This window comes from Pseudomonas frederiksbergensis, from assembly GCF_900105495.1.
Taxonomy (GTDB): Bacteria; Pseudomonadota; Gammaproteobacteria; order Pseudomonadales; family Pseudomonadaceae; genus Aquipseudomonas; species Aquipseudomonas frederiksbergensis.
The window spans coordinates 1,733,204-1,756,486 of sequence record NZ_FNTF01000002.1 but is presented as its reverse complement, the minus strand read 5'-3'; the positions used below and the strand labels follow the sequence as shown (position 1 = coordinate 1,756,486).

Sequence of the window (23,283 nt, the reverse complement as noted above, 5' to 3'; positions counted from 1 at the left end):
AGCTCCTACAGGGGTTCGTGGTGTTTATTTGGGTGGGTAGTTGGCGAGAATTCGCCCGACCGTTTCCTGGATGGCAGTGCTGCGATCCGACGGGTTCGGTGTGCGGCTAAGTATCTGCTCGTCACTGCCGCGCCATACCAGTTTGCCGTCCTTGCCGTCGAGCAGGTCGATCTGGATGATCGCCACGTTGTAGCTGACGTTACGGGTTTCGGTGTACATCGGCCCGCCCCAGTAGCCGTTCCATGGATTACCCCAAGCGCCGCCGTAGTTGGTGGTCACTTGTTGCTGGCGCTGTTCGACGATCAGATAGGTCTGCACGTTCAAATCGCCCTTTTGGCCACCGGCAGCCGGACGCAGGCCACGTTGATCCAACTGATCGGCTACCGACTGGCGAATGCGTTGTTCAGTCAGGTCGCTCTTGATCCGTGGGTCGTCAGGGCGATATTGCAGGGCGGGTTCTTTCCAGTTCCAGCTGCGATAGGCGGCAAAGTCGCGGCTGGCATCGAAGTCATGATTGACCTGGCTGCCGGCGCAGGCACTAAGCAGCACGACCATAGCCAGTAAAGCGAGACGGCGGAACATGATGATTCTCCGGTTGAAGACATGAACCTGCGTAATGTTTCCTTACGAAAGCTAATTGGGAGGATACGCCGACATCGCCTTTTCTACAGCCTTGCGTATCGCATCGGCACGCTCGCTCTCGCTGCCGCGATTGCTGGTTTCGGCGCTGGCACTCCATACCGGCTGACCGCTCTGAGCGTCAAACAGATCAACCCGCACCACCACGACCTGTTCCTGATAAGTCCGCACGATCGGCACGGTGTTGTATAGGCCGTAACCGCTGCCGTAGCGGTTGTAACCGCCATAGCCGCCACCGTAATAACCATAGTCGTCGCGAACCTGACGCAGGCGGGTTTCCAGGTGCAGCTCGGCGCTGACAAACAGGTCGGCCGGGCGGTTATCCTGCAGCGGGCGCAAGCCACGTTGATCGAGCGCATTGCTGACGGCTTCGGCGACCTGCGCCGAATCCGCCCAGGCGGTGCCCGGCGGCAACTGCCCGTTGAGCCAGGCCCAGCTGCGGTAACGCCCGTAGTCACGCGGCGGTGCCGGGTAGGCGCTGCGGTCGAAGGTGTTGGCCGCCTGAGGCGGCGCGGGTGGCAAGGGGTTGGATGACGCCACATAAGGGTTGCTGCCCTGACAGGCCGCCAAGCCGAGACAGACCACCAATAACCCCGAACGACTGTTCATTTCGCGCTCCGATCAGACCGGCCGACAGATCCAGTGCAAGTAGCGCCCAAGCCCGGCAAAGCTTGGGTGACGACGGTGGGCCAGTTCCATTTCCAGCAAGTCCGCCAGTTCGACCCGAGCCTGGAATTCCACCGGCATGTAATCGTGAAAAACCCGCACCCCGCTCTGGCTTTCGACCTGCCACAGGTCTTCAAGTTGCGCCGCCAGTTCACGCGGATCAAGCGGCTGCTGCGGGGTCAGGCTTTGCTTTTCGCCGGCCATGTCGTTCTTGCGCATCTTGCGGAAGTGGCCTTTGAGCAGGTTGCGATAGATCAACGCATCGCGGTTGTAGAAGGCCAGGGATAACCAGCCATCTGGTTTGGTCAATTGATGCAGCACCGGCAGGATCGCATGGGGTTCGGCCAGCCATTCCAGCACGGCGTGGCACAGCACCAGGTCGTAGGGTTCGGTGAGTTGGCCGAGCAGATCCTGCCACGGCGCCTGGATGAACGTCGCTGTTTGCCCTGCATCGGCAAAGCGTTGGCGGGCGCCTTCGAGCATCGGCTCGGCGGGTTCGGCCAGCGTGACTTCATGACCGCGCTGGGCCAGCCACAATGACATGTGGCCCAGGCCGGCACCGATATCCAGTACGCGCAAAGGACGGTCCGGCAAGACTTCGGCCAGGTCGGCCTGAAGCACCGCCAGACGGATCGCGCCTTTGGCACCGCCGTAGATTTTTTCGGCGAAACGGGTCGCCAGTTGATCGAAATGACGGTCGCTCATCAGCTGAACCTCCGTTCGCTGTCCGCGAGTTTGCTGCGCACCACTTCATTCATATCCAATCCCAACTCGCTGCACAACAGCAGCAGATAGAGCACGATGTCACCGATTTCCTGCCCGGCATGGGCGAGCTTGTCCGCCGGTAACTGGCGCGACTGGTCTTCGGTCAGCCACTGGAAAATTTCCACAAGCTCGGACATTTCCACGCTCGCGGCCATGGCCAGGTTTTTCGGGCTGTGAAATTGCCGCCAGTCATTGCGGTCACGGATGGCGTGCAGGCGTTCGGTCAGTTCAACAAGGTTCATCGGGCTCTCCTGAAGGCGTATAGCTTCGGGGGGATAAGGAATGAAGGCAAGCGGCAAGCGTTGCAAAAACACTATGCTTGGAGGGAACTCGGCACCCGGCTCGACAGCCCAAGGCTCAAGTCCGGCAACCACGCCACCACTTTCATCAAGGACGCTCACAACATGCAGGTAGAAAGTTTTTTCGAATGGCTCGGCCAGGCTCTCGGTTCGGTTATCCGTTTCATCGTCGATGGCCTCAGTGGCTTGTTCAACCTGTTGAGCAACGCCGGCAGCAACTTTGTCGAAGGGCTGTCCAGTGCACTGGGCATGGATGCGTCGATCATCAGCATCATTGCGCTGATCGTGGGGTTGATGCTGTTGTGGTCGGCCATTCGGGCGTTCATGAATGCGTCGATCATCATGGGGATTATCTGGTTGCTGCTGGGGCTTTGGTTGCTGAGCTGGATAATCCATTGATCCCGATTGATCGTTCCCACGCTCTGCGTGGGAATGCAGCGCGGGACGCAGAGCGTCCCTGACTGCGTGACGCAGAGCGTCACAGGAGTCATTCCCACGCAGAGCATGGGAACGATCACCACAAACTGTCGCTACAATGCCGCTCCCCCAAGGAGCCTGCATGTCCAACCTGATCGCCGACTGGCGCGACCGCCCTACCCATCGTCGAGTCTGGGCGCTCGCCGCGCCGATGATTCTCTCGAATATTTCCGTACCGCTGGTGGCGCTGGTCGACAGCGCTGTCGTCGGTCACTTGCCCCACGCCCATCAGTTGGGCGCGGTCGCGGTCGGGGCCAGCCTGTATACCTTTCTCGCCTGGGCCATGGGCTTTCTGCGCATGGGCACCACCGGGTTCGCCGCACAGGCCGCCGGGCGGGAGGACGGCGCGGCTTTGCGGCAGATCTTGCTGCAGGGTCTGTTGCTGGCAATGGGTCTGGCCATAGTGCTGGGGACACTCGGCGTGCCGTTGAGCGGGGTCGCGCTGCATTTCATGCAGCCGTCGGCGGAGCTGGATCAGTTGACCCGCGAGTTTTTCCACACGCGCCTGTTCGGTCTGCCGGCGGCGCTGGCCAGTTATGCGCTGGTCGGCTGGTTCCTCGGCACGCAGAACGCCCGAGCGCCGCTGGCCATTTTGCTGAGCACCAACCTGGTGAATATCGCGCTGAACCTGTGGTTCGTTCTCGGGCTGGAGTGGGGCGTGGTCGGTGCGGCCCGTGCGTCGGTAATCGCCGAATGGACTGGCGCGCTGATCGGCCTGCTGATGACGCGCAACGCCTTGCGCGCCTATCCCGGCCACATCGTCTGGGCAGCACTGGCGCTGTGGCGGAGCTGGCGGCCGCTATTGGCGGTCAACCGCGACATTTTCATCCGCAGCCTGGCGCTGCAATCGGTGTTTTTCCTGATCACCGTGCAAGGCGCGCGACTGGGTGATGCCACCGTCGCCGCCAACGCTCTGCTGCTCAACGGTTTGCTGCTGACCGCCCATGCGCTGGACGGCCTGGCCCACGCGGTGGAAGCCCTTTGCGGGCATGCCATTGGTGCTCGCGATCGAGAAGCCCTGCGCCGTTCCTTGGTGGTGGCCTGCGGTTGGTCATTGCTGGCGAGCCTGGGTTTTGCCGTGCTGTTCCTGTTCGCCGGGCATTTGTTTATCGAGATGCAGACCGACATTCAGAGCGTGCGCGACACGGCATTCATTTACTTGCCCTACCTTGCCGCGCTGCCGCTGATTGCGGTCGAGAGTTACCTGCTCGACGGATTGTTTATCGGCGCCACCCGTGCCCGGGAAATGCGCAACGGCATGTTGCTGACGGTAATTCTGCTGCTGCCGTTTGCCTGGGCGCTGCAAGGTTTGGGCAACCATGGACTGTGGATAACCTTTCTGCTGTTCATGGTGCTGCGCAGCCTGACCCTCGGCGCGTTTGCCTGGTACCTGCACAAAAACGACGGCTGGTTCGCAGGCAAAGCTCACTGACTCGGCATGGCTGGTGTGCGGGAAATACAGGTATGCACCGGCACGCCAGAGCACCGGTGCGTTCAGGATTGATCGTTCTGCCACCGGTTGCGCAGGCTATCGAGACGCTCCTGCTGGGTGAGTCCCGGCAACGCATGCCCAGGCAAAGCGCCGGGGTACTGCAATCGTAGCCATAACCAGTCATCAAGTACCGGGCGCTCGGTAAACCCCAGCGCCAACCCTTCCTGCAGGTGGACCCACAGCGTGCTGTAGTCAGTCCCGGTGGATCGACTCCAGTGCCAGGCATGTTGCTCCAGCAGGCAGGTTTGCAGTTTTTCCTGCTGACGCGGACTGAGGCTTTCTTCAACCGCCAAAGGGCTGACGGCAAGCCCCGGATTGACCAGTTGCTGCCAGCCCTGACTGCCGATCGCGCGGTCGGCCCACGTCCCGCCGAACCAACGCACATGGCTGACAGGACCCAGCCAGCGACTCAGCTCCTGCGCATCGCAGGCATCGAACAAGTAACTGGCCGTTTGCGGGTTGTAGTAACTCAACAAGGCTCGGTGATGCAGACCGACTGTGACCGTGAGCATGCGGCGCAAATGCTCCAGCAATTGCGAGGACGACACCTCGCTGGCCATCAGCAAGCCGCGCCAGAGGGGCACTTCGCTGTGGCACAACCCGGCCAGCGCCGGGCATGTCCGAAGGTCGATCAGGGCCGGGCCGTGTTCATGTAGCGCATGCCACTCAGTGCCTTCGAACAACCAGAACCACCGGGCATGCGCAAATTGCTGTTGCAGCGCCACCCCCGCCTGCGGCGAACCCGGCACATCCAGCAATAGCCATTGCGGGGGCGCGACGATCATGCCGCACCGCTCTGGCCAAACCGCTTCGCGGCCCGGCAGGTGCAGAGGACCTGCGTGCAATGGTTGAAACTGCCGCCACCGGGCAGAAGGCATAGCAACATCAATGGTTCGCTCGATTGCAGTAGCGCCAGCAAGCCCCCGATTTCCTCGACCTCAGATGTGTGCAGCGGGCCGTCGTTATCAATGTCGTCAACGGACGAAGGAAGGTGAAGAACCCCGGTAATCAGCGGCTGATCCGGATCCCCCTCGATAAAGCTCACAACCACTTCTGCACCCTCATCCAACTGCTCGACTGCCGCGTCGCCCAGTTCAGCGGCCACCGGCAGCCAACTGTGACTGGGCACGGCGCCCTCGCCCTGATAAAGCCAGTCAAATTGCACGGCAACCGGTCTGGACGGATCGGGGCATGCCTCATCGATGTTGACCACCCAGGCCCGTTGCAGGCTGTGCATCCTGGGTTTCACTGCGCAATGAGGCGCGACAAAAGGCACCTGCCAGTGAATCGCATGGATCTGGTTGCTGTAGGACTGCGTTAAATCCTGGCTGCCCTGATGCTCCACCCGGGTCAGCAGCCAGAGATGATTACAGTCGGCGATCGGATGACCGGACAGTGGCATCAACTGCCCGCTGCGCAGCGCCGCCAGGTCCGTTCGACCTTCGGCAATCGGCGCGGCTGGTTGCCCAGCGCGCCCCAGAAGCTTGAACTGCCGCACGGCCGATTGTTCGCTCTCGACCTGGAAAACCGCGCTCTCGCTGAAACGAAAGTGCCCCTGACCATCACCGAAAACCACGCAATGCCCGCGCGCGTCGTGTTCGAAATGGTAGTGAAGCCGTTCCTGGACACACAAACGCTGGATAAATTGCAGGTCTGATTCCCGGTACTGCGTACAGAATTCACGGGGCGGGTAATCGCCACTCAGCTCAAAGCGCCGACTCTTGCCGACGATACCGTGCTCCTTGAGCACCTGACTGAGGATTTGCGGCACCGAGCGCGCGCTGAAAATTCGCTGACTGAAGCGCAGGGAAAGGCATGCCAGCTTCGGCCCCAGACGCACGCGACAGAGCCTGACAACCAGGTCATGGTCACACTGGACGAGTTCATGCAATTGTCCGTGGAAGCCATTTCCCGCTGGCCCGACATGCAAAAAGGCCGGACGGTACAGCAGGCTTGCAAGGTCGAGTGTGGGGTCATCGATCAGCAGATCCACGTCGAACACAAAAGGCTCGCTGATGGCTTCTCTACCGGTAAAGGCCAAGACCTCAAAGGGGTCGGGCAGACCCTCTACATCCAGACGAAATGACGGCTCGTTGACTGGATCGAACATCGGCGATTCTCTACAGGAGGGGCGGCCGGGGATTCTCTCCGAGAGAGTTGGCCGAGTAGAGTGCCGAAGTACAACTTAGGAAATGACCTACGCGAAAAGAAGACCACATCACTTGGATGGCCAGGAATGTAAGTCATTTCGCGTGAAATCCGAGAAGCATCTCACCAGGTCATCTGAAATTTCCGATACGTGCGGAACATTTTCAGACAACCTGGTGAGCGCAGTGCCTTACCTCAAGAAGACAGGTAAGAAGAACGGGTCAGCCCCAGACGCAATGCGTCGAGGAACTGGGTACGCTCGGCGGCGGTGATGCGGGCGCTGGCGCATTTGTCGCGGTAGTGGGTCATCAACTCTTCCGGCGACAAGTGCACGTAACGCAGCATGTCTTCGATAGTGTCGTGGGTTTCGATACCCGCGTGGTACACGCTGCCGTCAGCGTTCTGATAGATGTTCACCGAGTCGGTGTCACCGAACAGGTTGTGCATGTCGCCGAGAATTTCCTGGTAGGCGCCGACCAGGAAGATACCCAGCAGGTAGTCTTCACCTTCGTTCAGGCCATGCACCGGCAAGCTGGTCTCGATGCTCTGCTCGTCGACGTATTGCTTGATCTTGCCGTCGGAGTCGCAGGTCAGGTCTTGCAGCACCGCACGACGCAGCGGCTCTTCGTCGAGACGGTGCAGCGGCAGGATCGGCAGGACCTGGCCGATGGCCCAGGTGTCCGGCAGGCTCTGGAATACCGAGAAGTTGCAGATGTACTTGTCGGCCAGCTTGTCGTTGAGTTCGTCGAGCACCTGACGGTGCGAACGCTGACGCGCCTTCAACGAGTTGTGCAAGCGACGGCACACGGCGAAGTAGCATTGCTCGGCCAGGGCTTTCTCGGCCAGGGTCAACTTGCCATCGGCGTACTGGGTCGCAACATCACTCATGTAGTGAGTGGCGCGCCAGTAGGTTTCAGTGACCATCTCGATGTCGGTCGGGCCCAGCAGGTCAACCAGCCACTGCACGGTTTCCGGCAGTTCTTCCTTATTGTCGATTTTCGGCACGTCGTCGTTGTGTTTCTCGACGTCGGTGACCTGAACCACCAGCATGGCGTGGTGAGCGGTCAGGGAACGGCCGCTTTCGGAGAAGATGTTCGGGTGCGGCAGGTTCTGCGCGTCGCAGAATTCCTTGAGCATCCCGACCACGACACCGGCGTAATCGTCCATGTCGTAGTTGATCGAACTGGCGTTACGCGAGTGCGTACCGTCGTAGTCCACGCCCAAACCGCCACCGACGTCGATGTGATCCACCGGCAGGCCGAGGTTGCGCAGTTCGCCGTAGTAACGAATCGCTTCCTTGAAGCCGTGCTGGTAGTCCGCCAGGTTGGCGATCTGCGAGCCCATGTGGAAGTGCAACAGGCGAATGCCCTGATCCAGGCCAGCGGCGCGGAAACGCTCGACCACCGACAGCAATTGCGCCGCCGACAGACCGAACTTGGATTTCTCGCCACCGGTGTCAGCCCACTTGCTCGACGCCAGGGACGACAGACGCACGCGCAGGCCAACCTGAGGCTTGACCTTGAGCGAGGCGGCTTCTTCGATCACCAGCGCAACTTCGGATTCTTTCTCGATCACGATGAACACGTTGTGGCCGAGCTTCTGGCCCATCAGCGCCAGACGGATGAATTCACGATCCTTGTAGCCGTTGCAGACGATGGTGCCGCCCTTCGGCGCCAGGGCCAGCACGGCCAGCAGCTCAGGCTTGGAGCCGGCTTCAAGACCAATGGACACGTCCTGGGTGGCAATGATGTTCTCGATCACCGCTTCTTGCTGGTTAACCTTGATCGGGTACAGCGCGGTGTACTTGCTCTGGTACTCCAGACGCTCGATGTTGGCGTCGAACGCGCCGGTCAGCTGACGCACGCGGTCTTGCAGAATGTCAGGGAAACGCACCAGCAACGGCAAGGACAAACCGCTTTTACGCAGTTGGTCGACTTGCTCGAACAGGTCGATAGGCGAACTGGTCGGACCGTTCGGACGAACTTCGACGCGACCGGCGTCATTGATCGCGAAGTACCCGGCCCCCCAATGGCGAATCCCGTAAACACTGCGGCTGTCCGCAACTGTCCATTGGCTGCCATCGTCTTTGCGTGTGCGTCGTACGGACATTGAAGTCCCCTATAAAGAAGTCATAGAGCGTCGCCTGGGTTCAGGCCGGCGCAGTCTAAAGAATGAAAATGACGGTTCGTCAACGAGGGGATAGACCTCGCTGACCGCAGTGAGTTTAGAAACCGGTCAGAACAGGCTCTGTGAAAACCATGTAGACGACGCCAAACCTGAATCGGATCAGGACTGGATCAAGCCGAGGGTGGTTTTCACAGAGGCTGCTAGCCGCCGGACTTCTTCGCTTTGAAACCGTGTTTGATCAGCTCGGCCAAGAGTAGCTCGACATGATCGCCCTGGATTTCGATGATTCCGTCTTTCAACGCCCCTCCCGTTCCGCAACGTTTTTTCAACGTCGTGGCCAGGTCCTTGAGCGCCTCTTCGGCCAACGGCACACCAGTGATGGTGGTCACCGTCTTGCCGCCACGGCCCTTGCTTTCGCGACGCACGCGGGCAATGCCGTCGCCGGCCGGGATAACGGTCTGTTTGCAGATGCAGGCATCCACCGGTTTACTGCAATCCGGGCAATGACGACCTGCGTCGGTGGAAAACACCAGCCCACCAAGGGCGGCGAAGGATGCGGCTTTTTTGGCCACCGGCAATCCTCTTGGGAGGACAAAGACTGGTCGCGGCAACCCGGGAGGGAGCCATCGACCGCGAAGCCCCACTCAGGCAGGGGCAGCGCTACTGAGCCAGCCAATGCCGGTTCAGCTTGAAAAGGTCGCGCAGTGTAACGGCAAAAAGCCGACTTGCTAAGAGCCAATCGGCGCCAATTCATGCCTCTTTTGCGACGTCCGCCCCACGGGCCTGAAGATAGCGCTTCAAGGCGGCCAGAGAGTCCGGGCAATAAGGCTTTTGCTGGATTTCCAGCAGGACTTGATCAACAGGGATGAAGCGCGCTTCAAGGACTTCTTCCGGTTGCAGGATCAATGGACCATCCCACACCGCCGAAAACGCCGAACACCAGAGCCGATTACCGGTGTCTTCGAAGTAAAAGTGATCATGGGCGGTCAGTTCCACACCGCTCACGCCCAGCTCTTCTTCCAGCTCGCGGGCAGCCGATTCGGCGTAGGTTTCGGTCGCCAGCACCATGCCCCCCGCCGCCACGTCCCAGAATCCTGGATAAATGGCTTTGCTCAACGTGCGTCGATGCACGCAGAGTTCACCGGCGGAATTGAACAGCATGATGTAAGTGCCGCGCCCGATCAGCCCGCGTTCACGCAGGTCGGAGCGGACCAGGGCACCGAGCAGGTTGTCCTGTTCGTCCACCCAGGCGATCTGTTCGGCATCCGAGGCCGCGCGGTGCGCGACCTCTCTGGCGCTATCGACCATGACTCAGCCCTGATTGAGCAATTGACGCAAATCGATCACTGCGGCGTTGGCCCGGGAAATGTAGTTGGCCATCACCAGCGAGTGGTTGGCCAGCACCCCGAAGCCGCTGCCATTGAGGATCATAGGACTCCAAACCGGTTCCTGCGAGGCTTCCAGTTCACGAATGATCTGGCGCACGCTGACCGTGGCGTTCTTCTTGGCCAGCACATCGGCGAAGTCGACTTCGATGGCACGCAGCAGATGGGACAAGGCCCAGGCCTGACCGCGTGCTTCATAGAACACGTTGTCGATCTGCATCCACGGGGTTTCGACGATTTCTTCGTCAACCTGCGGCACCTGCCCCGGGGCGACGACTTCGGTTTTCAACGCGGTATTGAGCTTGACCCGGCCAACGCTGGCCGACAGGCGTTGCGACAGCGAACCCAGACGGGTGCCGACATCGCCCAGCCAGTTGTTCAGGTTGTCGGCGCGGGCGTAGAACAGTGCGTTTTTCTGCGACGGATCGGACAGGCGTGCCTGATAACGGCTCAGGGAATTCATGCCTTCCTGGTACTCGGACTCACTGGATGGCAGTACCCAGCTTTTATTGTCGAAGTTGAAACGCGGCTCGGCCTTGGCCAGATCGGAGTCTTCGGCAGATTGCGATTGCGAGCGGGCGAAGTCTTTACGCAAGGCTCGCGTCAGGTCGCGGACCTGGACCAGCACGCCATATTCCCAGCTCGGCGTGTTATCCATCCACAGGCCCGGCGGGAAACGGTCGTTGGAAATATAGCCACCCGGTTTGGTCAGCAAAGTACCGGCGACGGTCTTGAGGGTTTCGACCGTGGTGTAGCCGATGACCATTTGCTTGCCTTCTTTCTCGGCGGCCATCTGGGCATTCTGCTGAACCGGAAACAGCGCAGGTTCCTGGCTCCAGTACCAGCCCAGCGCAATAGCCACCAGCAAGTACAGGCCAATCAGAGTGGCCAGCGCCCGACTGAACAACAGGCCACCCAGGTAACTACGGGTGGCCGACTTCGGTTCAGCGGCACGTTCAGGCGCGCTGCCCGCGCGGTTCTTCCAGTCCAGCATGGCGATATCCTTTCAATCACTTGAGTTCATCGGTTCGACCACAACCATACAACAACGTGCCTTTGGCCGGCACCCGTCGCTCGGTTAATCCCGAAAAATTACAGCCGAACCTGCGGCAATCGTTGCCGATACTCAAGTGTCCCCTGGTGCGCTATACGCCGATGACCTTCATTGAAATCTGCCGCACCTCGCCCGATGTAAAAAGATGGGCGATGCCTTCGCCGTCGGTTTTCCTCTGGACAGACTGCCCGTCCACGGTTGCGATGTATGGCTGCTGCGCCAGCGGCTCGGCCGTCACGCTGTCAACGAGGCGAAAAATCCTTGGCGATCGTGAGGCCTGGGCGGGCGGGTTTCTCATCAACTCGATGACCTTCTGATCGAAGGTCCGCACCGGTAACGGCCAGTTGCCGTAGTCCGCCTCAGCCCGGACCAACCACCACGATCCACGTTCAAGCTGTTCCAGCACTTCGCTGTCGATATCGATCAGCAGCCCCGCACGCAACTCCTCAAGGCCATCGATGGGTTGCCGATCAAGCAATGCCTGGCGCACGTGATCCAGCGCTTGTTCACTGGAATAAGCCTGTTCGCGCTCCCACGCAGACAAATGAAACTCATTGACCAGCCTCATACCTGCTCCTCGGCGCGCCATTCATCGGAGCCCATGGTCCGGCTGATCTCATGCCGCCAATAGATCCGTCGGTAACTGAAGTGGACCTTTTCCAGCTGGGTCAGGTAAGCAGTGCCGGGGTCCTGGCAATGTGGCATGAGCACTTCAGCGCCGACGATCACCGCGTCTTCCAGCTCCATCGTGTAGAAATGCTCCTGCGTTCCGTGAGCCGAGGTCCGATACCACTCGACGCGGCACTGGCTGAGCAACTCCCCGGAACACAGCGCGATATTGATCAGCGGTGACGCCTTGTCGATGGCCTTGGTGATGACCAAGGGTTTGTGCATCCGCCGCCCGGCTCCCGACCCTTTCGGTACGAAGATGCCGTGGCTCAGGGCTTGAATCATGATCTGGTCTTCGCGGCCCAACTGATAGACGTTTCCCACTGATGCTTCGGTGAAAGCGCCTGCGCTGATCAATCCTTGTCTTTCACCCTTGAGCGTCATGAAGGCGGGGGTTGGCATGGTGGGGCTCCTTTTTTTTATTTGGGTTGCGGGGCGGGGAAGTGACTGGGCTCGTCGTACATGTCTTCGATTTCGTCAAAGGGCACCCAGGGTTTGGCGAGCGCGAGGGTGATGAGGTAGCGCTCTTCAGTCGGATTTCGGTAATCCTCGAAGCGGCCTAGTGCCAGCGAGACCTGATACTTATCGCCGGCTTGCCAGTAGGATCGCCCGTGCAAAATTCCTTTCCTCAGGTAGGCCCGCCATTCAGGGGTATCGACGATTACGGGATTGTTTCGCAGCCCTTTGGCCACCCAACCTTTTGCGCGCCATTGGTCTTGCAGGTCGAGAACGACTTTAAGCGCGTCATCAATCAGGAGCGGTTCGATCTGTGGGGACATGCGGAGGCTGTAAATGACATTGTCGTTGAATCCGACGGCAAAATAACGCGCCGCAGGTGTGCTGAACCCGAACTGCGGGTCGACGAATCGCAATCTTGCATCGGTCATGGGAATGCCGAACCAGATGTGCCCGCGTATCCCCGGACTAAAGGGGGCTGAAGAGCTCTTGCGCAATTCTTCATACGTCCCACCTATTTCCAGGACGATTTCGGGTTCATCCCACAGAGGTTGCGTCAACTGATGTAGGGCGGCCCACGTCAAGCCCCCCAGAAGCAGGAGGTATGCACCGCAGCGCCAGCCGAACAGCCTTGGTTGCAGATTCATAGCCTGCTACCACCCGATGCGATCTCGTTGATCGACTGTTCTAATGCGCTACGGTTGTGATCGCTGAGCATTTGATCAAAGCGTGTCGCGGCCTGGAGAACGAATGCCATTCGCTGCTTAATGTCCGACAAGTCCGCCAGCGGGTTGTTGCCAAAACCGATGGTGCGACCGTCCTCGACTCGCTGGCATTGGCTGGTAAGGGTCAATTCAATGGCCTGGGCAACGCCTGAAGGAAAGCCCGTAACAAAGGACGCATGGTTGGCACGCAGCAAAGCCACCAGTTGATGGTCCTCGTAAATTGCTGGCTGAAGGATATTGTTCTGCTCATGCCAGGCCAGATACTCCACACTCGCACCTATGTCGCCGGCCTCGATTGCTTCGAATGCCAACAAAACTTCGGAGTAAAACTTCCCGAACTCAAGCTTTTCCTGCCCCACTGGCCAAAGCACCGGAAACTTCGGATGCCCATAAATTTCGACCCGTGCTCCCAAGCACTTCTTCAACTCCCCCAACCCACGCTTCGCATAAAACTCATGCAGCGGATAAACGTCCAGAAACAGCGCGGTATTGCCCAGCGCCATCATGTCGTGCACATGCCGGAATTGCTGTTGAACGAGCGACATGTCCTCCCCTTGAGGACGGAAATCCACAGAGGGCACCGGATTGCGCGAGTCAGCTTCTTTATAGTCACGCAATTCATCTGCCTGTTCGGCCATCCGGCCCCGAGTCAACAACCCTGACTCACGACGGCTTTCCCGCAAACGCTGCCGTGCCTCACGCTCCTCGCGAATGAGTTCGATACTGTCCGCCGCATGCAACAATCCGCAACCGACCTGCTTGGAGGCAAACGCCGCCAACCCGGCCCACTGAAACCGCGAGTCGTGCAACCACAGTCGAGCGTACGCCGCATTGATAGCGCGGTTGCGCCCAACGGGGTCCGAAATCAATACGCCATCAGGCGCGACAATTTCTTCCGCCTCGCGCTGGAAGGTACGCCAGAGGCATGAGCACGTAAGAATCGGCACGTCGGTAATAAGGGTCTTGCTGCCATAAAGTCGCACCTCTTTGCATTCACAGTCAGCAACGGGTGTGCTGTTGTGGTTCAGGCGCTGATCATCAATGGGGTGTTCCTTGAAACACTGGGTCATGGTTTGCGGACGAGCGACTAAGGGAATCCCTGAACCCTAACAGCCGCAATTCCCGACCGGATCGCTTGACCGAAAAATCAGAAATACCTGACAGACGAGGCTCGCAGAGCCTTGGGAAATAACCTTGAAATGTTCAGGAAACGTCCTGAATCACCAGATTCCTCTGGCTCTATCGGCCAGTGACGCCCTGGCGGAGACTCATCGGTCATTAACTGAATCAGGTCGCTTTACAGTTAATTGACGTACGACACTCATGCGATGGAAAAGAGGTGCTAGCATAGAGCCACCAGTCAACCTCAGCATGCCCCCTAACTAGTTGTCAGGATATGACCGAGCCAGAAGACCCCAGCCGTGAGCGCCTCAAGCACCACTTTGCCCAGCGGGTAATTCATCAGGCACGTCAAATTCTTGAGATATGGCAGCGCCTGCAACGCAGCGAGTGGTCCACCACCGACCTATCGGAACTGAGCGAGGCCAACCTGCGCCTGCTGCGTTTCGCCGAGCGCTTCGAACAACCTGAACACACCCAGCTGGCGCGCCACATCGGTCAGTCGCTGGAGGCTGTCGATGCCAATCGCGGACGCCTGAGCAGCGGATTGATCACTGACCTCAATCGCTTGATGCAACGCTTGTCACGTACTGGCCTGCGCCATGGCGATCAGCTGGACCAGACCTTTCTGCCACCCCTGCGCAAGCCGGTTTACGTGATGCTGCAGGATCATGACCGTGGCGAGCGCCTGGCCAAACAACTGGAATTCTTCGGACTCAGCGCGCAAGCCCTCGACAGCGTTGCGGCGTTCCGCTCTTCGATGGTCGAGCGCTTGCCCGCGGCGATCGTCATGGACGTGGACTTCAGTGGCACCGGCATCGGCCTGAAACTGGCTGCCGAAGCCCAGGAAGGCCTCGATCATCAATTGCCGCTGTTGTTCTTCAGCCTGCACGAAACCGATACCCCGACCCGTCTCGCCGCCGTGCGTGCCGGTGGCCAGGAATTTCTGACCGGCACCCTCGAAGCCTCGAGCCTGCTGGAGAAAATCGAAGTCCTGACCTGTGTCGCCCAGTACGAACCTTATAAAGTGCTGATCATCGACGACTCACGCGCCCAGGCCTTGCACACCGAGCGCCTGCTCAACAGTGCCGGGATCGTTACGCGGACCTTGATCGAGCCGATCCAGGCCATGGCCGAGCTGGCGGATTTCCAGCCAGACCTGATCATCCTCGACATGTACATGCCGGCCTGCACCGGTACTGAACTGGCCAAGGTGATCCGCCACAACGACCGTTACGTCAGCGTACCGATCATTTACCTGTCGGCCGAAGACGATCTGGACAAACAGCTCGACGCCATGAGCGAGGGCGGCGACGACTTCCTGACCAAACCGATCAAGCCCCGGCACCTGATTACCACCGTGCGCAACCGCGCGGCGCGGGCACGCAATCTGAAAGCGCGGATGGTCCGCGACAGCCTCACCGGGCTGTACAACCACACGCACATTCTGCAATTGCTCGAAGACTGTTCGTTCCGCGCCCGTCGCGAGAGCAAACCGCTGAGCTTTGCGATGCTCGACATCGATCACTTCAAACGAGTCAACGACAGCCACGGCCACCCCATGGGCGACCGGGTGATCAAGAGCCTGGCGCTGTTTCTCAAGCAACGCTTGCGCAAGACCGATTTCATCGGCCGTTACGGCGGTGAAGAGTTCGCGATTGTCATGCCGGACACCGATCTCGAATCGGCCCACAAAGTGCTCGACGAAATCCGTCGGCGCTTTGCCGAGATTCACTACCCGGCTCAACCGCAAGACCTCTGGTGCACGTTCAGCGCCGGCGTGGTGGAACTGTGTGAACACTCCGACAGCCTGATGATGGCCAGCCAGGCCGACGAAGCGCTGTATCGCGCCAAAGACGCCGGACGCAATCGTGTGCAGGCTGCGCGAACATCAAAGCAAAGTGCCACCTTTTCATCGGAATCGACCCATTCGGTCATAACCCTGTAATACAAACGCAATAAATTCAGGCGCTTAACATTCTGCCGTTGGTAGACCCGCGATGCGCCTGAAGCTGCTGACCAATCTCAATACCCTCCTTTTAGTCGCCGTGTGCGTGGCCCTCGGCGCCACACTGTGGTGGTCGCAAAAGGCCCTGGAGCGCCCCTATCTTTTGATGGAGCGTTACCTGGGCTTGTCCCAGCAATTTCAAAATGAAGTCGCGCGCAATATCGGCGACTACCTCGCCAGCGGCGATGCCCTGCGCCTGAGCAGTGCCAGTCAGGCCATCGACGGCGTGCAAAAGGAGCTCGGCGAGTTGCCGCCGGCCTTGGCCGACACCTTGCGCCCGAGCCTGTCGAACCTCGAAGAATTCAGCAAAACCGACCTGCTGGCCGCTGGCAAACTCGCCGGCGATCCGCAAGCGCTGCTGCTTCAGGCCGAACGCGAACTCGGCGCCAGCCTCGATCAGCTCAGCCGGTACGCCAGCGCTGACGCGGCGTATCTGACGCCGTTGCTCGCCGCTGCCCAGCACTTGGGCAAATTGTCTCTGGCCCGGGACAAACTGGTCAGCAGCGGCCGCAGCGAATTGGCCGCCGATGTCGAGCGTGAACTCGCCAACATCCGCACTCAGGCTGAATTGTTGAGTGCTTTGCCGCTGCTGGGTGTAGCCAGCAGCAGCGAATCCGGCACCGATGATTTCGCGGCAATGATGGGCCTGGAGAACACCGACAAAGCTGTTGCCGAGGATGCAGGCGTTGGCCTCAAGCGTGAACTGAACAGCCTCCTCACGCGCTACCCGGCCGAACTGGCGCGCACTCGCGACCAGATCCAGAAACGCTCCGACCTCAGCGCCGCCACTCACCTGAAAATCGCCGCCGTGCAGCAGGCCATTGCCGGGCTGGAGCCGGTGGTTCGCGCCCAGCACGGACAGATCCAGGGCGAAGTGCGGCTGATGCAAGGCGTGATGATCGGCTTGATCCTGCTGATTGCTTTGCTGATCGACACCTTGCAACGGAAACTGGCCCGGACCCTGACCAACCTCGCCCCGGCGCTTTCGACCTGGGCCGAGGGCGACTTCAGCCGAGACATTCAATTGGGTAAAACCAACCGTGAATTGCACGACATCGAAGCATCGCTCAATCGCTTGCGCGCATACCTCGTGGACCTGGTCGGGACCATTCGCCTCAACGCCGAACAGGTTGCCGGCAGTAGCCGAACCCTGGCCGAACTGAGCAACGACCTGCACAGCGGCGCCGAACATCAGGCCGGCGACACGGCACTGATCCGTGATTCTCTCGGCGAACTGGAAGCGACCATTCAACAAGTTGCCGGCGATGCCAGCCAGGCGGCCGACGCGAGCCGACATGCCGGGCTGGCGGTGGAGCAAGGCCAGAAAGTCATCGGCTTGAGCCTCACCGGGCTCCACGCGCTGGTCGGCGAAGTGCAAGGCAACGCGCAAATGATAGAACACTTGGCCGAGGAGTCGGCCACCATTGGCGGCGTGCTGACGGTCATCCGTTCGATTGCCGACCAGACCAACCTGCTGGCCCTGAACGCCGCCATCGAAGCGGCCCGAGCCGGGGAAATGGGGCGCGGATTTGCAGTAGTGGCTGAAGAGGTTCGTTCACTGGCGCAACGCACCGCGGGTGCCACGGCAGAGATCCAGACGTTAATCGCCGGTTTGCAAACCGCGGCGCGCCAATCGGTGGAAGGCATGCGCGCCCAGGTCGAACACGCCGAGGCCACCGCCAATCAAGCCCAGGCCGCCGACGGTGCACTGGATAAAATCGTCGGTGCAATCCAGACCATTTCCGACACCGCCGTACGCATCGCCGATGTCACCGCCCAGCAGAGCGGCGCCGTCAGTGAAATCCGCGATCACAGTGAGCGGATTCACCAATTGGGCGGGGATAACTTGCTGCGCATCGGCGAGGGACGCGTGCAGGGGAGAATTTGTTGGTGCTGGGTGGACGCTTGCATACCGCCGTCCAGGCCTTTCGGGTCTAAAGGCTGCGGGGCCCGAATCCAGCGAACGATCTGGACCGTCGCCGCCTAAGCGCTTGTATGAAAATTCCTATTTCGCCATGCAGTGGTTTTTAGTCGTCGTGTTGATGCTAGGGTTTGGCGCTTCAATTAATCGTGCGCTAGGAGTGCCCCGTGATAGTTCCACCTTCGCCCCAGGCGTATCTGTGGAGGAAAACATGGCAGTTGCCTTCCATAAGAAAAAGATTTTGAAAGAGGGATCCGCATTCATTTACTCCTGGTTCTATACCCAGGTCAGAAATCGCGGCCCTTGGGATTACAAAAAACTGTCTTCTGACTATGAAGCTTTTGGTAACTTCAATTACGGCGCGGCCGGGATTGCTGCGGGATTTTCCGAAAGTGTCCTGTTACGTGCAGCCGGTGTTGCACAGACACAGGCAAAAACGACAAAAGTAGAATTTGGAAGCTGGTGGAGCGAGGCTCCTTTTGGCGATGATCCAGCGGATCAGGAATGGATCAAAAAAGGAGTCAGGTATGCCCGGTTCAGGAACTACTAAAAAAACCGGATACACAATCGTCACCACTTGTTTGCTAGCGGCATGCCTGGTTTACATCGGCTGGACATGGCTTTTGTCTTCCAGCCCCCCGGTGCTGACCGAGGTCGTACTCAAACTACCCCTTGGCGAAAATGGCTTCATCTACGGCGTCAAGGATGATCGAGGCGGAGCAACGGTGCCGTTCAGCTATCGATACTATGCCTATCGTGAACTGACATCCGATGAACAAATAGTGTCTGAACTCAAGACTGCTGGTCCGTTTCTCGTCACCCGAGACCCAGCCATAAAGGTCGATGTCCAAGGCACGGTCATCAATGTGTCGACCAACCATGAGGTGTACGAATATCACAGCAGCACGCTGTTTCGGCATACCGACAACACTCACTACACCCCTGTAACTATCAACCTGTGCAACCACTCCAGCGCATTGCCGTAGGAGCGAGGCAACACGCGTCGCCGTCCGCTATCATGCCCTCACTTTCGATACGCGAGATTGTCATGCGCCGTTTGCTCTGCCTGCTGTTTTTAGTGCTCGCCCTGCCGGCCTCCGCCGCCGGTTTGCTGGACGGTAGGCCCAGTTCGACATTGGGCTCGATCAACAACAGCGCCGACTTTCTGCCGGTGCGTGAAGCGTTTCAACTGAGCCTGATAGAAAGCACACCGCAATCGATCAAACTGCGTTTCGTCGCCACCGAGGGCTACTACCTCTACCGGCACCGCTTTCAGTTTCGCGCCGACCCGGCCGATGTTGGCCTGGGCGCCGCACAACTGCCCAAGGGCGAACAGAAGCACGATGAGTATTTCGGCGATGTCGAGGTCTACCGCGGCATTCTCGACATCGAACTGCCGCGCAGCGATCAACGCGCCTTTACCCTGGCGGTTACGTACCAGGGGTGCGCCGACAAAGGCTTGTGCTATCCACCCGAGACCGAGCGCCTGAGTATTGATGGTAATACAGGCGGGGCTGCGGCCTGGAGCTGGCGCGAACTGGCGCTGTTCTTCCTCGCGGGCGTAGGCCTGACGTTCACACCGTGTGTGCTGCCGATGCTGCCGATTCTGTCCGGCGTGGTGTTACGCGGTCAGGTGGGTGGTTTGCGCGGTTTCACTCTGTCCCTCGCTTATGTGCTGCCAATGGCCATCTGCTTTGCCCTGCTCGGGGCGTTGATGGGGATGTTCGGCGCACAGCTCAATCTTCAGGCGCGGCTGCAATCGGCGTGGGTACTGGTGCCGTTTGCGCTGTTTTTTGCGCTGTTTGCCTTGGCGATGTTTGGCGTCTTCGAACTCAAGCTGCCTCACGCTATCAGCAGTCGGCTGGACCGGATCGCCGGTCGCACCGAAGGTGGTTCGTTGTGGGGCGCTGCCGTACTGGGCGTGGTTTCCAGCCTGTTGGTGTCGCCCTGCGTCTCGGCACCGCTGGCCGGCGCGCTGCTGTACATCAGCGCCAGTGGCGATGCAGTGGGCGGTGGTCTGAAATTGTTCATGCTTGGCCTTGGCATGGGCGCCCCGCTATTGCTGGTCGCCACCGGCGGCGCCGCCTGGCTGCCGAAAAGCGGCCCCTGGCTGATCTATGTGAAAAACGCGATTGGCGTTCTGTTGCTGGGGCTGGCGATCGGTCTGCTCAGTCGTGTACTGCCGGGCCAGATCACGTTGCTGCTGATCGGCTTGCTGGCTGGCGGCGTCGGGTTGTTCATGGGCGCGCTGGAGTTCGTCTACAAACCGCCGAGAAAACGCCTGGGCCAGTTGCTGGGGATGTTCCTGCTGTTTTATGCGCTGGCGTGTTGGTACGGAGCGTTCAGCGGCCAGACCGATCCACTCAATCCGATTGGCCAGCCGCGCACGGTTGCCGGCAATGAGCAGCCGCAAAACACCAGCACCTGGCAAACCGTCAGCACTCCGGCCGACCTGGACCGCGCCCTCGCCGAAGCCAAATCGTCGGGCACCCCGCTGCTGCTCGACTGGTACGCCGACTGGTGCATCAGTTGCAAAGTCATCGAACATAAGGTGCTCAACGACGCCAGGGTCGTCGAACTTCTCAAAGGCTATCGACTGATCCGCTTCGACATCACCGCCAGCAATGCCGAGCAACGCGCCCTGCTTGACCGCTACAAGCTGTTCGGCCCGCCAGCGCTGATGTTTTTCGGCAAGGACGGCGTCGAACACACCGATGTGCGAGTGATCGGCGAGATCAACGCCACCGACTTCGCCGAACGTGTTGCGAAAGCAAATGACCGGATTTAATAACCCGGTCACATATTTCGCGCAAACATCGGCCATCGTGCTGGCTATTGCATAGAACTGGACAGTCACAAAGGCTTTGCGGCATAGTCGCCGGGTTCTGACAATTGCACACAGACAACAAGGAACAGCAGATGGCGACGCTACTGGTTCTGCACGGACCCAACCTGAACATGCTCGGCACCCGTGAACCGGGCACCTATGGCGCTACGACACTGGCGCAGATCAACCAGGACCTGGAACGCCGTGCCCGTGAAGCCGGCCACCATTTGCTGCACCTGCAAAGCAACGCCGAGTACGAATTGATCGACCGCATCCACGCTGCCAGCAGCGAAGGTGTGGACTTCATTCTGATCAACCCAGCAGCTTTTACACACACAAGTGTCGCATTACGTGACGCGCTGCTGGCGGTGAGCATCCCATTCATCGAAGTGCATTTGTCTAACGTGCACAAACGCGAACCTTTCCGCCATCACTCTTACTTCTCCGACGTAGCGGTGGGAGTGATCTGCGGCCTTGGCGCCAGCGGTTATCGACTGGCCCTGGAGGCCGCATTAGAACAGCTTGAAACACAGGCAACGACTTGAACTACAAGCGTTAAACGCCCCTGACCGACCCTTGGGAGTTGATGATTCATGGATATCCGTAAAGTTAAGAAACTGATCGAACTGCTGGAAGAGTCCGGCATCGACGAGCTCGAGATCAAGGAAGGCGAAGAGTCCGTACGCATCAGCCGTCACAGCAAGACCCCGGCTCAGCAGTACTACGCACCGGCTCCAATGCATGCTCCGGCGCCGGCGCCTGTTGCTGCTGCCCCGGTTGCCGCCGCCGCACCTGCTGCTCCGGCCGCGCCAGTTCTGAACGGCAACGTTGCCCGTTCGCCTATGGTCGGTACCTTCTATCGCAAATCTTCGCCATCCTCGCCGTCCTTCGTTGAAGTCGGCCAGACCGTGAAGAAAGGCGACACCCTGTGCATCGTCGAAGCCATGAAGATGATGAACCACATCGAAGCTGAATCCAGCGGTGTGATCGAATCTATCCTCGTCGAAGACGGCCAGCCGGTTGAGTACGACCAACCGCTGTTCACCATCGTTTGAACCGCGGAGAAACTTTGATGACTGCGAAGTTGGAAAAAGTTCTGATCGCCAACCGCGGTGAGATCGCCCTGCGGATTCTGCGTGCCTGCAAAGAGATGGGCATCAAGACTGTCGCCGTTTACTCCAAGGCTGACAAAGAGCTGATGCACCTGGGTCTGGCAGACGAATCCGTCTGCATCGGCCCGGCCTCGGCCGCGCATTCTTATCTGCACATCCCGGCAATCATCGCCGCGGCTGAAGTGACTGGCGCTACCGCCATTCACCCTGGCTACGGCTTCCTTGCGGAAAACGCTGATTTCGCTGAACAGGTCGAGAACTCCGGCTTCGCCTTCATTGGCCCGAAAGCCGACACCATTCGCCTGATGGGCGACAAGGTATCGGCCAAGCACGCCATGATCGCGGCTGGCGTTCCAACCGTTCCGGGTTCCGACGGCCCGTTGCCGGAAGACGAAGAAACGGCTCTGCGCATCGGTCGCGAAGTCGGTTATCCGGTGATCATCAAGGCCGCTGGCGGCGGCGGTGGTCGCGGCATGCGCGTTGTGCATAAAGAAGAAGACCTGATCTCCTCGGCGAAACTGACCCGCTCCGAAGCTGGCGCGGCGTTCGGCAACCCGATGGTCTATCTGGAAAAATTCCTGACCAACCCACGCCACGTGGAAGTCCAGGTACTTTCCGACGGCCAGGGCCACGCCATCCATCTGGGCGACCGCGATTGCTCGCTGCAACGTCGTCACCAGAAGGTTCTCGAAGAAGCGCCGGCACCGGGCATCGACGAGAAGGCACGGGCTGAAGTCCTCGCACGCTGCGTCAAGGCTTGCATCGACATCAACTACCGTGGTGCGGGTACTTTCGAGTTCCTGTACGAGAACGGCGCGTTCTATTTCATCGAAATGAACACCCGCGTTCAGGTTGAGCATCCGGTTTCGGAAATGGTCACCGGCATCGACATCGTCAAGGAGATGCTCAGCATCGCCGCTGGCAACAAGCTGTCGTACACCCAGGAAGACGTGGTTATCCGCGGTCATGCACTGGAATGCCGAATCAACGCCGAAGACCCGAAAACCTTCATGCCGAGCCCAGGCACGGTCAAGCATTTCCACGCACCAGGCGGCAATGGCGTTCGCGTCGATTCGCACCTGTACAGTGGCTATGCCGTTCCGCCGAACTACGACTCGTTGATCGGCAAGCTGATCACCTACGGCGCAACCCGTGACGAAGCCCTGGCGCGCATGCGCAATGCGCTGGACGAAATCGTTGTCGACGGGATCAAGACCAATATCCCGCTGCACCGTGACCTGGTCCGCGATGAAGGCTTCTGCAAAGGTGGAATCAACATCCACTACCTGGAACACAAGCTGGCCAAACAGTCGTAAGGCAGCAAACGATGCAAATAGAAACCCCGGTTCATTTGAACCGGGGTTTTTTTATGGTTTTTCACCACGGAAATGAAC

The 23,283-nt window shown here is 59.4% G+C and carries 24 protein-coding genes; 10 read left to right on the top strand and 14 right to left on the bottom strand.

The annotated features are described in order from the left end of the window. Nucleotides 1–24: 24 nt before the first annotated feature. The 4 genes from BLW70_RS08430 to BLW70_RS08415 are packed head-to-tail and all read right to left on the bottom strand — an operon-like array spanning nucleotide 25 to nucleotide 2,312. Complete coding sequence (locus BLW70_RS08430) at nucleotides 25–582, bottom strand: DUF4136 domain-containing protein (RefSeq protein WP_074873467.1); 558 nt, start codon at nucleotides 580–582, stop codon at nucleotides 25–27. A 51-nt stretch (nucleotides 583–633) separates the two neighbouring features. Then, on the bottom strand, nucleotides 634–1,248 hold the full coding sequence (locus BLW70_RS08425; RefSeq protein ID WP_074873466.1) for a DUF4136 domain-containing protein: 615 nt from the start codon (nucleotides 1,246–1,248) through the stop codon (nucleotides 634–636). A gap of 12 nt (nucleotides 1,249–1,260) precedes the next feature. Continuing rightward, on the bottom strand, nucleotides 1,261–2,010 hold the full coding sequence (locus BLW70_RS08420) for a methyltransferase domain-containing protein (protein ID WP_074873464.1): 750 nt from the start codon (nucleotides 2,008–2,010) through the stop codon (nucleotides 1,261–1,263). Further along, on the bottom strand, nucleotides 2,010–2,312 hold the full coding sequence (locus BLW70_RS08415; protein ID WP_008011269.1) for a MazG-like family protein: 303 nt from the start codon (nucleotides 2,310–2,312) through the stop codon (nucleotides 2,010–2,012). The genes BLW70_RS08420 and BLW70_RS08415 overlap by 1 nt, the downstream gene beginning before the upstream one ends. A gap of 162 nt (nucleotides 2,313–2,474) precedes the next feature. On the opposite strand from BLW70_RS08415, the gene BLW70_RS08410 reads away from it, so the two are divergent. Beyond that, on the top strand, nucleotides 2,475–2,768 hold the full coding sequence (locus BLW70_RS08410) for a hypothetical protein (protein ID WP_074880469.1): 294 nt from the start codon (nucleotides 2,475–2,477) through the stop codon (nucleotides 2,766–2,768). A gap of 160 nt (nucleotides 2,769–2,928) precedes the next feature. Further along, nucleotides 2,929–4,278, top strand: coding sequence for an MATE family efflux transporter (locus tag BLW70_RS08405; RefSeq protein ID WP_074873463.1), 1,350 nt, complete (start codon nucleotides 2,929–2,931; stop codon nucleotides 4,276–4,278). A 62-nt stretch (nucleotides 4,279–4,340) separates the two neighbouring features. On the opposite strand, the gene BLW70_RS08400 is transcribed toward BLW70_RS08405, so the two are convergent. From BLW70_RS08400 to BLW70_RS08355, 10 genes are all read right to left on the bottom strand, one after another. Then, on the bottom strand, nucleotides 4,341–5,123 hold the full coding sequence (locus tag BLW70_RS08400; RefSeq protein ID WP_074873460.1) for a DUF4123 domain-containing protein: 783 nt from the start codon (nucleotides 5,121–5,123) through the stop codon (nucleotides 4,341–4,343). Next, complete coding sequence (locus BLW70_RS08395; RefSeq protein ID WP_074873458.1) at nucleotides 5,120–6,448, bottom strand: type VI secretion system Vgr family protein; 1,329 nt, start codon at nucleotides 6,446–6,448, stop codon at nucleotides 5,120–5,122. The genes BLW70_RS08400 and BLW70_RS08395 overlap by 4 nt, the downstream gene beginning before the upstream one ends. A 233-nt stretch (nucleotides 6,449–6,681) precedes the next feature. Further along, nucleotides 6,682–8,595: an arginine decarboxylase gene (gene speA, locus BLW70_RS08390; RefSeq protein WP_074873456.1), complete on the bottom strand. Its 1,914-nt coding sequence runs from the start codon at nucleotides 8,593–8,595 to the stop codon at nucleotides 6,682–6,684. A 218-nt stretch (nucleotides 8,596–8,813) separates the two neighbouring features. Beyond that, the gene (locus BLW70_RS08385; RefSeq protein ID WP_074873454.1) at nucleotides 8,814–9,185 is read right to left on the bottom strand and encodes a translation initiation factor Sui1; all 372 of its coding nucleotides are present in this window, start codon (nucleotides 9,183–9,185) and stop codon (nucleotides 8,814–8,816) included. A 178-nt stretch (nucleotides 9,186–9,363) separates the two neighbouring features. Next, nucleotides 9,364–9,921, bottom strand: coding sequence for an NUDIX hydrolase (locus BLW70_RS08380; RefSeq protein WP_074873452.1), 558 nt, complete (start codon nucleotides 9,919–9,921; stop codon nucleotides 9,364–9,366). A 3-nt stretch (nucleotides 9,922–9,924) separates the two neighbouring features. After that, nucleotides 9,925–10,992, bottom strand: a complete 1,068-nt coding sequence (locus tag BLW70_RS08375; protein WP_074873450.1) for a DUF2333 family protein — start codon at nucleotides 10,990–10,992, stop codon at nucleotides 9,925–9,927. 151 nt (nucleotides 10,993–11,143) lie between these two features. Then, nucleotides 11,144–11,620 (bottom strand): hypothetical protein, encoded by a 477-nt coding sequence (locus BLW70_RS08370; protein ID WP_074873448.1) that lies wholly within the window; start codon nucleotides 11,618–11,620, stop codon nucleotides 11,144–11,146. Continuing rightward, a complete protein-coding gene (locus BLW70_RS08365) occupies nucleotides 11,617–12,123 on the bottom strand; it encodes an Hcp family type VI secretion system effector (protein ID WP_074873446.1) in 507 nt (168 codons plus the stop codon). The genes BLW70_RS08370 and BLW70_RS08365 overlap by 4 nt, the downstream gene beginning before the upstream one ends. A 17-nt stretch (nucleotides 12,124–12,140) precedes the next feature. Then, nucleotides 12,141–12,824, bottom strand: coding sequence for a hypothetical protein (locus tag BLW70_RS08360; RefSeq protein ID WP_074873444.1), 684 nt, complete (start codon nucleotides 12,822–12,824; stop codon nucleotides 12,141–12,143). Further along, nucleotides 12,821–13,972 carry a DUF2515 family protein gene (locus BLW70_RS08355; RefSeq protein ID WP_074873442.1) on the bottom strand — a complete coding sequence of 384 codons (1,152 nt, stop codon included), beginning with the start codon at nucleotides 13,970–13,972 and terminating at the stop codon, nucleotides 12,821–12,823. The genes BLW70_RS08360 and BLW70_RS08355 overlap by 4 nt, the downstream gene beginning before the upstream one ends. Before the next feature lie 326 nt (nucleotides 13,973–14,298). Between BLW70_RS08355 and gcbA the strand changes: the two genes are divergently transcribed. The 8 genes from gcbA to accC all read left to right on the top strand — a co-directional run bounded on the left by gcbA (nucleotide 14,299) and on the right by accC (nucleotide 23,205). After that, complete coding sequence (gene gcbA, locus BLW70_RS08350) at nucleotides 14,299–15,969, top strand: diguanylate cyclase GcbA (protein WP_074873440.1); 1,671 nt, start codon at nucleotides 14,299–14,301, stop codon at nucleotides 15,967–15,969. A gap of 52 nt (nucleotides 15,970–16,021) precedes the next feature. Then, the gene (locus BLW70_RS31665) at nucleotides 16,022–18,016 is read left to right on the top strand and encodes a methyl-accepting chemotaxis protein (RefSeq protein ID WP_459564924.1); all 1,995 of its coding nucleotides are present in this window, start codon (nucleotides 16,022–16,024) and stop codon (nucleotides 18,014–18,016) included. A gap of 145 nt (nucleotides 18,017–18,161) precedes the next feature. After that, on the top strand, nucleotides 18,162–18,500 hold the full coding sequence (locus BLW70_RS08340) for a polymorphic toxin type 44 domain-containing protein (protein ID WP_074880467.1): 339 nt from the start codon (nucleotides 18,162–18,164) through the stop codon (nucleotides 18,498–18,500). Then, complete coding sequence (locus BLW70_RS08335; RefSeq protein WP_074873438.1) at nucleotides 18,478–18,936, top strand: hypothetical protein; 459 nt, start codon at nucleotides 18,478–18,480, stop codon at nucleotides 18,934–18,936. Before BLW70_RS08340 ends, BLW70_RS08335 begins: the two co-directional genes overlap by 23 nt. Before the next feature lie 62 nt (nucleotides 18,937–18,998). After that, nucleotides 18,999–20,738, top strand: coding sequence for a protein-disulfide reductase DsbD (locus BLW70_RS08330; RefSeq protein WP_074873436.1), 1,740 nt, complete (start codon nucleotides 18,999–19,001; stop codon nucleotides 20,736–20,738). A 131-nt stretch (nucleotides 20,739–20,869) separates the two neighbouring features. Next, nucleotides 20,870–21,322, top strand: coding sequence for a type II 3-dehydroquinate dehydratase (gene aroQ, locus BLW70_RS08325; protein WP_074873434.1), 453 nt, complete (start codon nucleotides 20,870–20,872; stop codon nucleotides 21,320–21,322). A gap of 48 nt (nucleotides 21,323–21,370) precedes the next feature. Further along, the gene (accB, locus tag BLW70_RS08320) at nucleotides 21,371–21,832 is read left to right on the top strand and encodes an acetyl-CoA carboxylase biotin carboxyl carrier protein (protein ID WP_008153753.1); all 462 of its coding nucleotides are present in this window, start codon (nucleotides 21,371–21,373) and stop codon (nucleotides 21,830–21,832) included. Nucleotides 21,833–21,849: 17 nt separating this feature from the next. Continuing rightward, nucleotides 21,850–23,205 (top strand): acetyl-CoA carboxylase biotin carboxylase subunit, encoded by a 1,356-nt coding sequence (gene accC, locus BLW70_RS08315; RefSeq protein ID WP_074873432.1) that lies wholly within the window; start codon nucleotides 21,850–21,852, stop codon nucleotides 23,203–23,205. The last annotated feature ends 78 nt before the right edge of the window (nucleotides 23,206–23,283 follow it).

Bases quoted from the DNA above. Each gene is read 5' to 3' on its own strand.
- BLW70_RS08430 (WP_074873467.1), bottom strand. From the start codon at position 582: ATGTTCCGCCGTCTCGCTTTACTGGCTATGGTCGTGCTGCTTAGTGCC.
- BLW70_RS08425 (WP_074873466.1), bottom strand. From the start codon at position 1,248: ATGAACAGTCGTTCGGGGTTATTGGTGGTCTGTCTCGGCTTGGCGGCC.
- BLW70_RS08420 (WP_074873464.1), bottom strand. From the start codon at position 2,010: ATGAGCGACCGTCATTTCGATCAACTGGCGACCCGTTTCGCCGAAAAA.
- BLW70_RS08415 (WP_008011269.1), bottom strand. From the start codon at position 2,312: ATGAACCTTGTTGAACTGACCGAACGCCTGCACGCCATCCGTGACCGC.
- BLW70_RS08410 (WP_074880469.1), top strand. From the start codon at position 2,475: ATGCAGGTAGAAAGTTTTTTCGAATGGCTCGGCCAGGCTCTCGGTTCG.
- BLW70_RS08405 (WP_074873463.1), top strand. From the start codon at position 2,929: ATGTCCAACCTGATCGCCGACTGGCGCGACCGCCCTACCCATCGTCGA.
- BLW70_RS08400 (WP_074873460.1), bottom strand. From the start codon at position 5,123: ATGATCGTCGCGCCCCCGCAATGGCTATTGCTGGATGTGCCGGGTTCG.
- BLW70_RS08395 (WP_074873458.1), bottom strand. From the start codon at position 6,448: ATGTTCGATCCAGTCAACGAGCCGTCATTTCGTCTGGATGTAGAGGGT.
- speA (WP_074873456.1), bottom strand. From the start codon at position 8,595: ATGTCCGTACGACGCACACGCAAAGACGATGGCAGCCAATGGACAGTT.
- BLW70_RS08380 (WP_074873452.1), bottom strand. From the start codon at position 9,921: ATGGTCGATAGCGCCAGAGAGGTCGCGCACCGCGCGGCCTCGGATGCC.
- BLW70_RS08375 (WP_074873450.1), bottom strand. From the start codon at position 10,992: ATGCTGGACTGGAAGAACCGCGCGGGCAGCGCGCCTGAACGTGCCGCT.
- BLW70_RS08370 (WP_074873448.1), bottom strand. From the start codon at position 11,620: ATGAGGCTGGTCAATGAGTTTCATTTGTCTGCGTGGGAGCGCGAACAG.
- BLW70_RS08365 (WP_074873446.1), bottom strand. From the start codon at position 12,123: ATGCCAACCCCCGCCTTCATGACGCTCAAGGGTGAAAGACAAGGATTG.
- BLW70_RS08360 (WP_074873444.1), bottom strand. From the start codon at position 12,824: ATGAATCTGCAACCAAGGCTGTTCGGCTGGCGCTGCGGTGCATACCTC.
- BLW70_RS08355 (WP_074873442.1), bottom strand. From the start codon at position 13,972: ATGACCCAGTGTTTCAAGGAACACCCCATTGATGATCAGCGCCTGAAC.
- gcbA (WP_074873440.1), top strand. From the start codon at position 14,299: ATGACCGAGCCAGAAGACCCCAGCCGTGAGCGCCTCAAGCACCACTTT.
- BLW70_RS31665 (WP_459564924.1), top strand. From the start codon at position 16,022: ATGCGCCTGAAGCTGCTGACCAATCTCAATACCCTCCTTTTAGTCGCC.
- BLW70_RS08340 (WP_074880467.1), top strand. From the start codon at position 18,162: ATGGCAGTTGCCTTCCATAAGAAAAAGATTTTGAAAGAGGGATCCGCA.
- BLW70_RS08335 (WP_074873438.1), top strand. From the start codon at position 18,478: ATGCCCGGTTCAGGAACTACTAAAAAAACCGGATACACAATCGTCACC.
- BLW70_RS08330 (WP_074873436.1), top strand. From the start codon at position 18,999: ATGCGCCGTTTGCTCTGCCTGCTGTTTTTAGTGCTCGCCCTGCCGGCC.
- aroQ (WP_074873434.1), top strand. From the start codon at position 20,870: ATGGCGACGCTACTGGTTCTGCACGGACCCAACCTGAACATGCTCGGC.
- accB (WP_008153753.1), top strand. From the start codon at position 21,371: ATGGATATCCGTAAAGTTAAGAAACTGATCGAACTGCTGGAAGAGTCC.
- accC (WP_074873432.1), top strand. From the start codon at position 21,850: ATGACTGCGAAGTTGGAAAAAGTTCTGATCGCCAACCGCGGTGAGATC.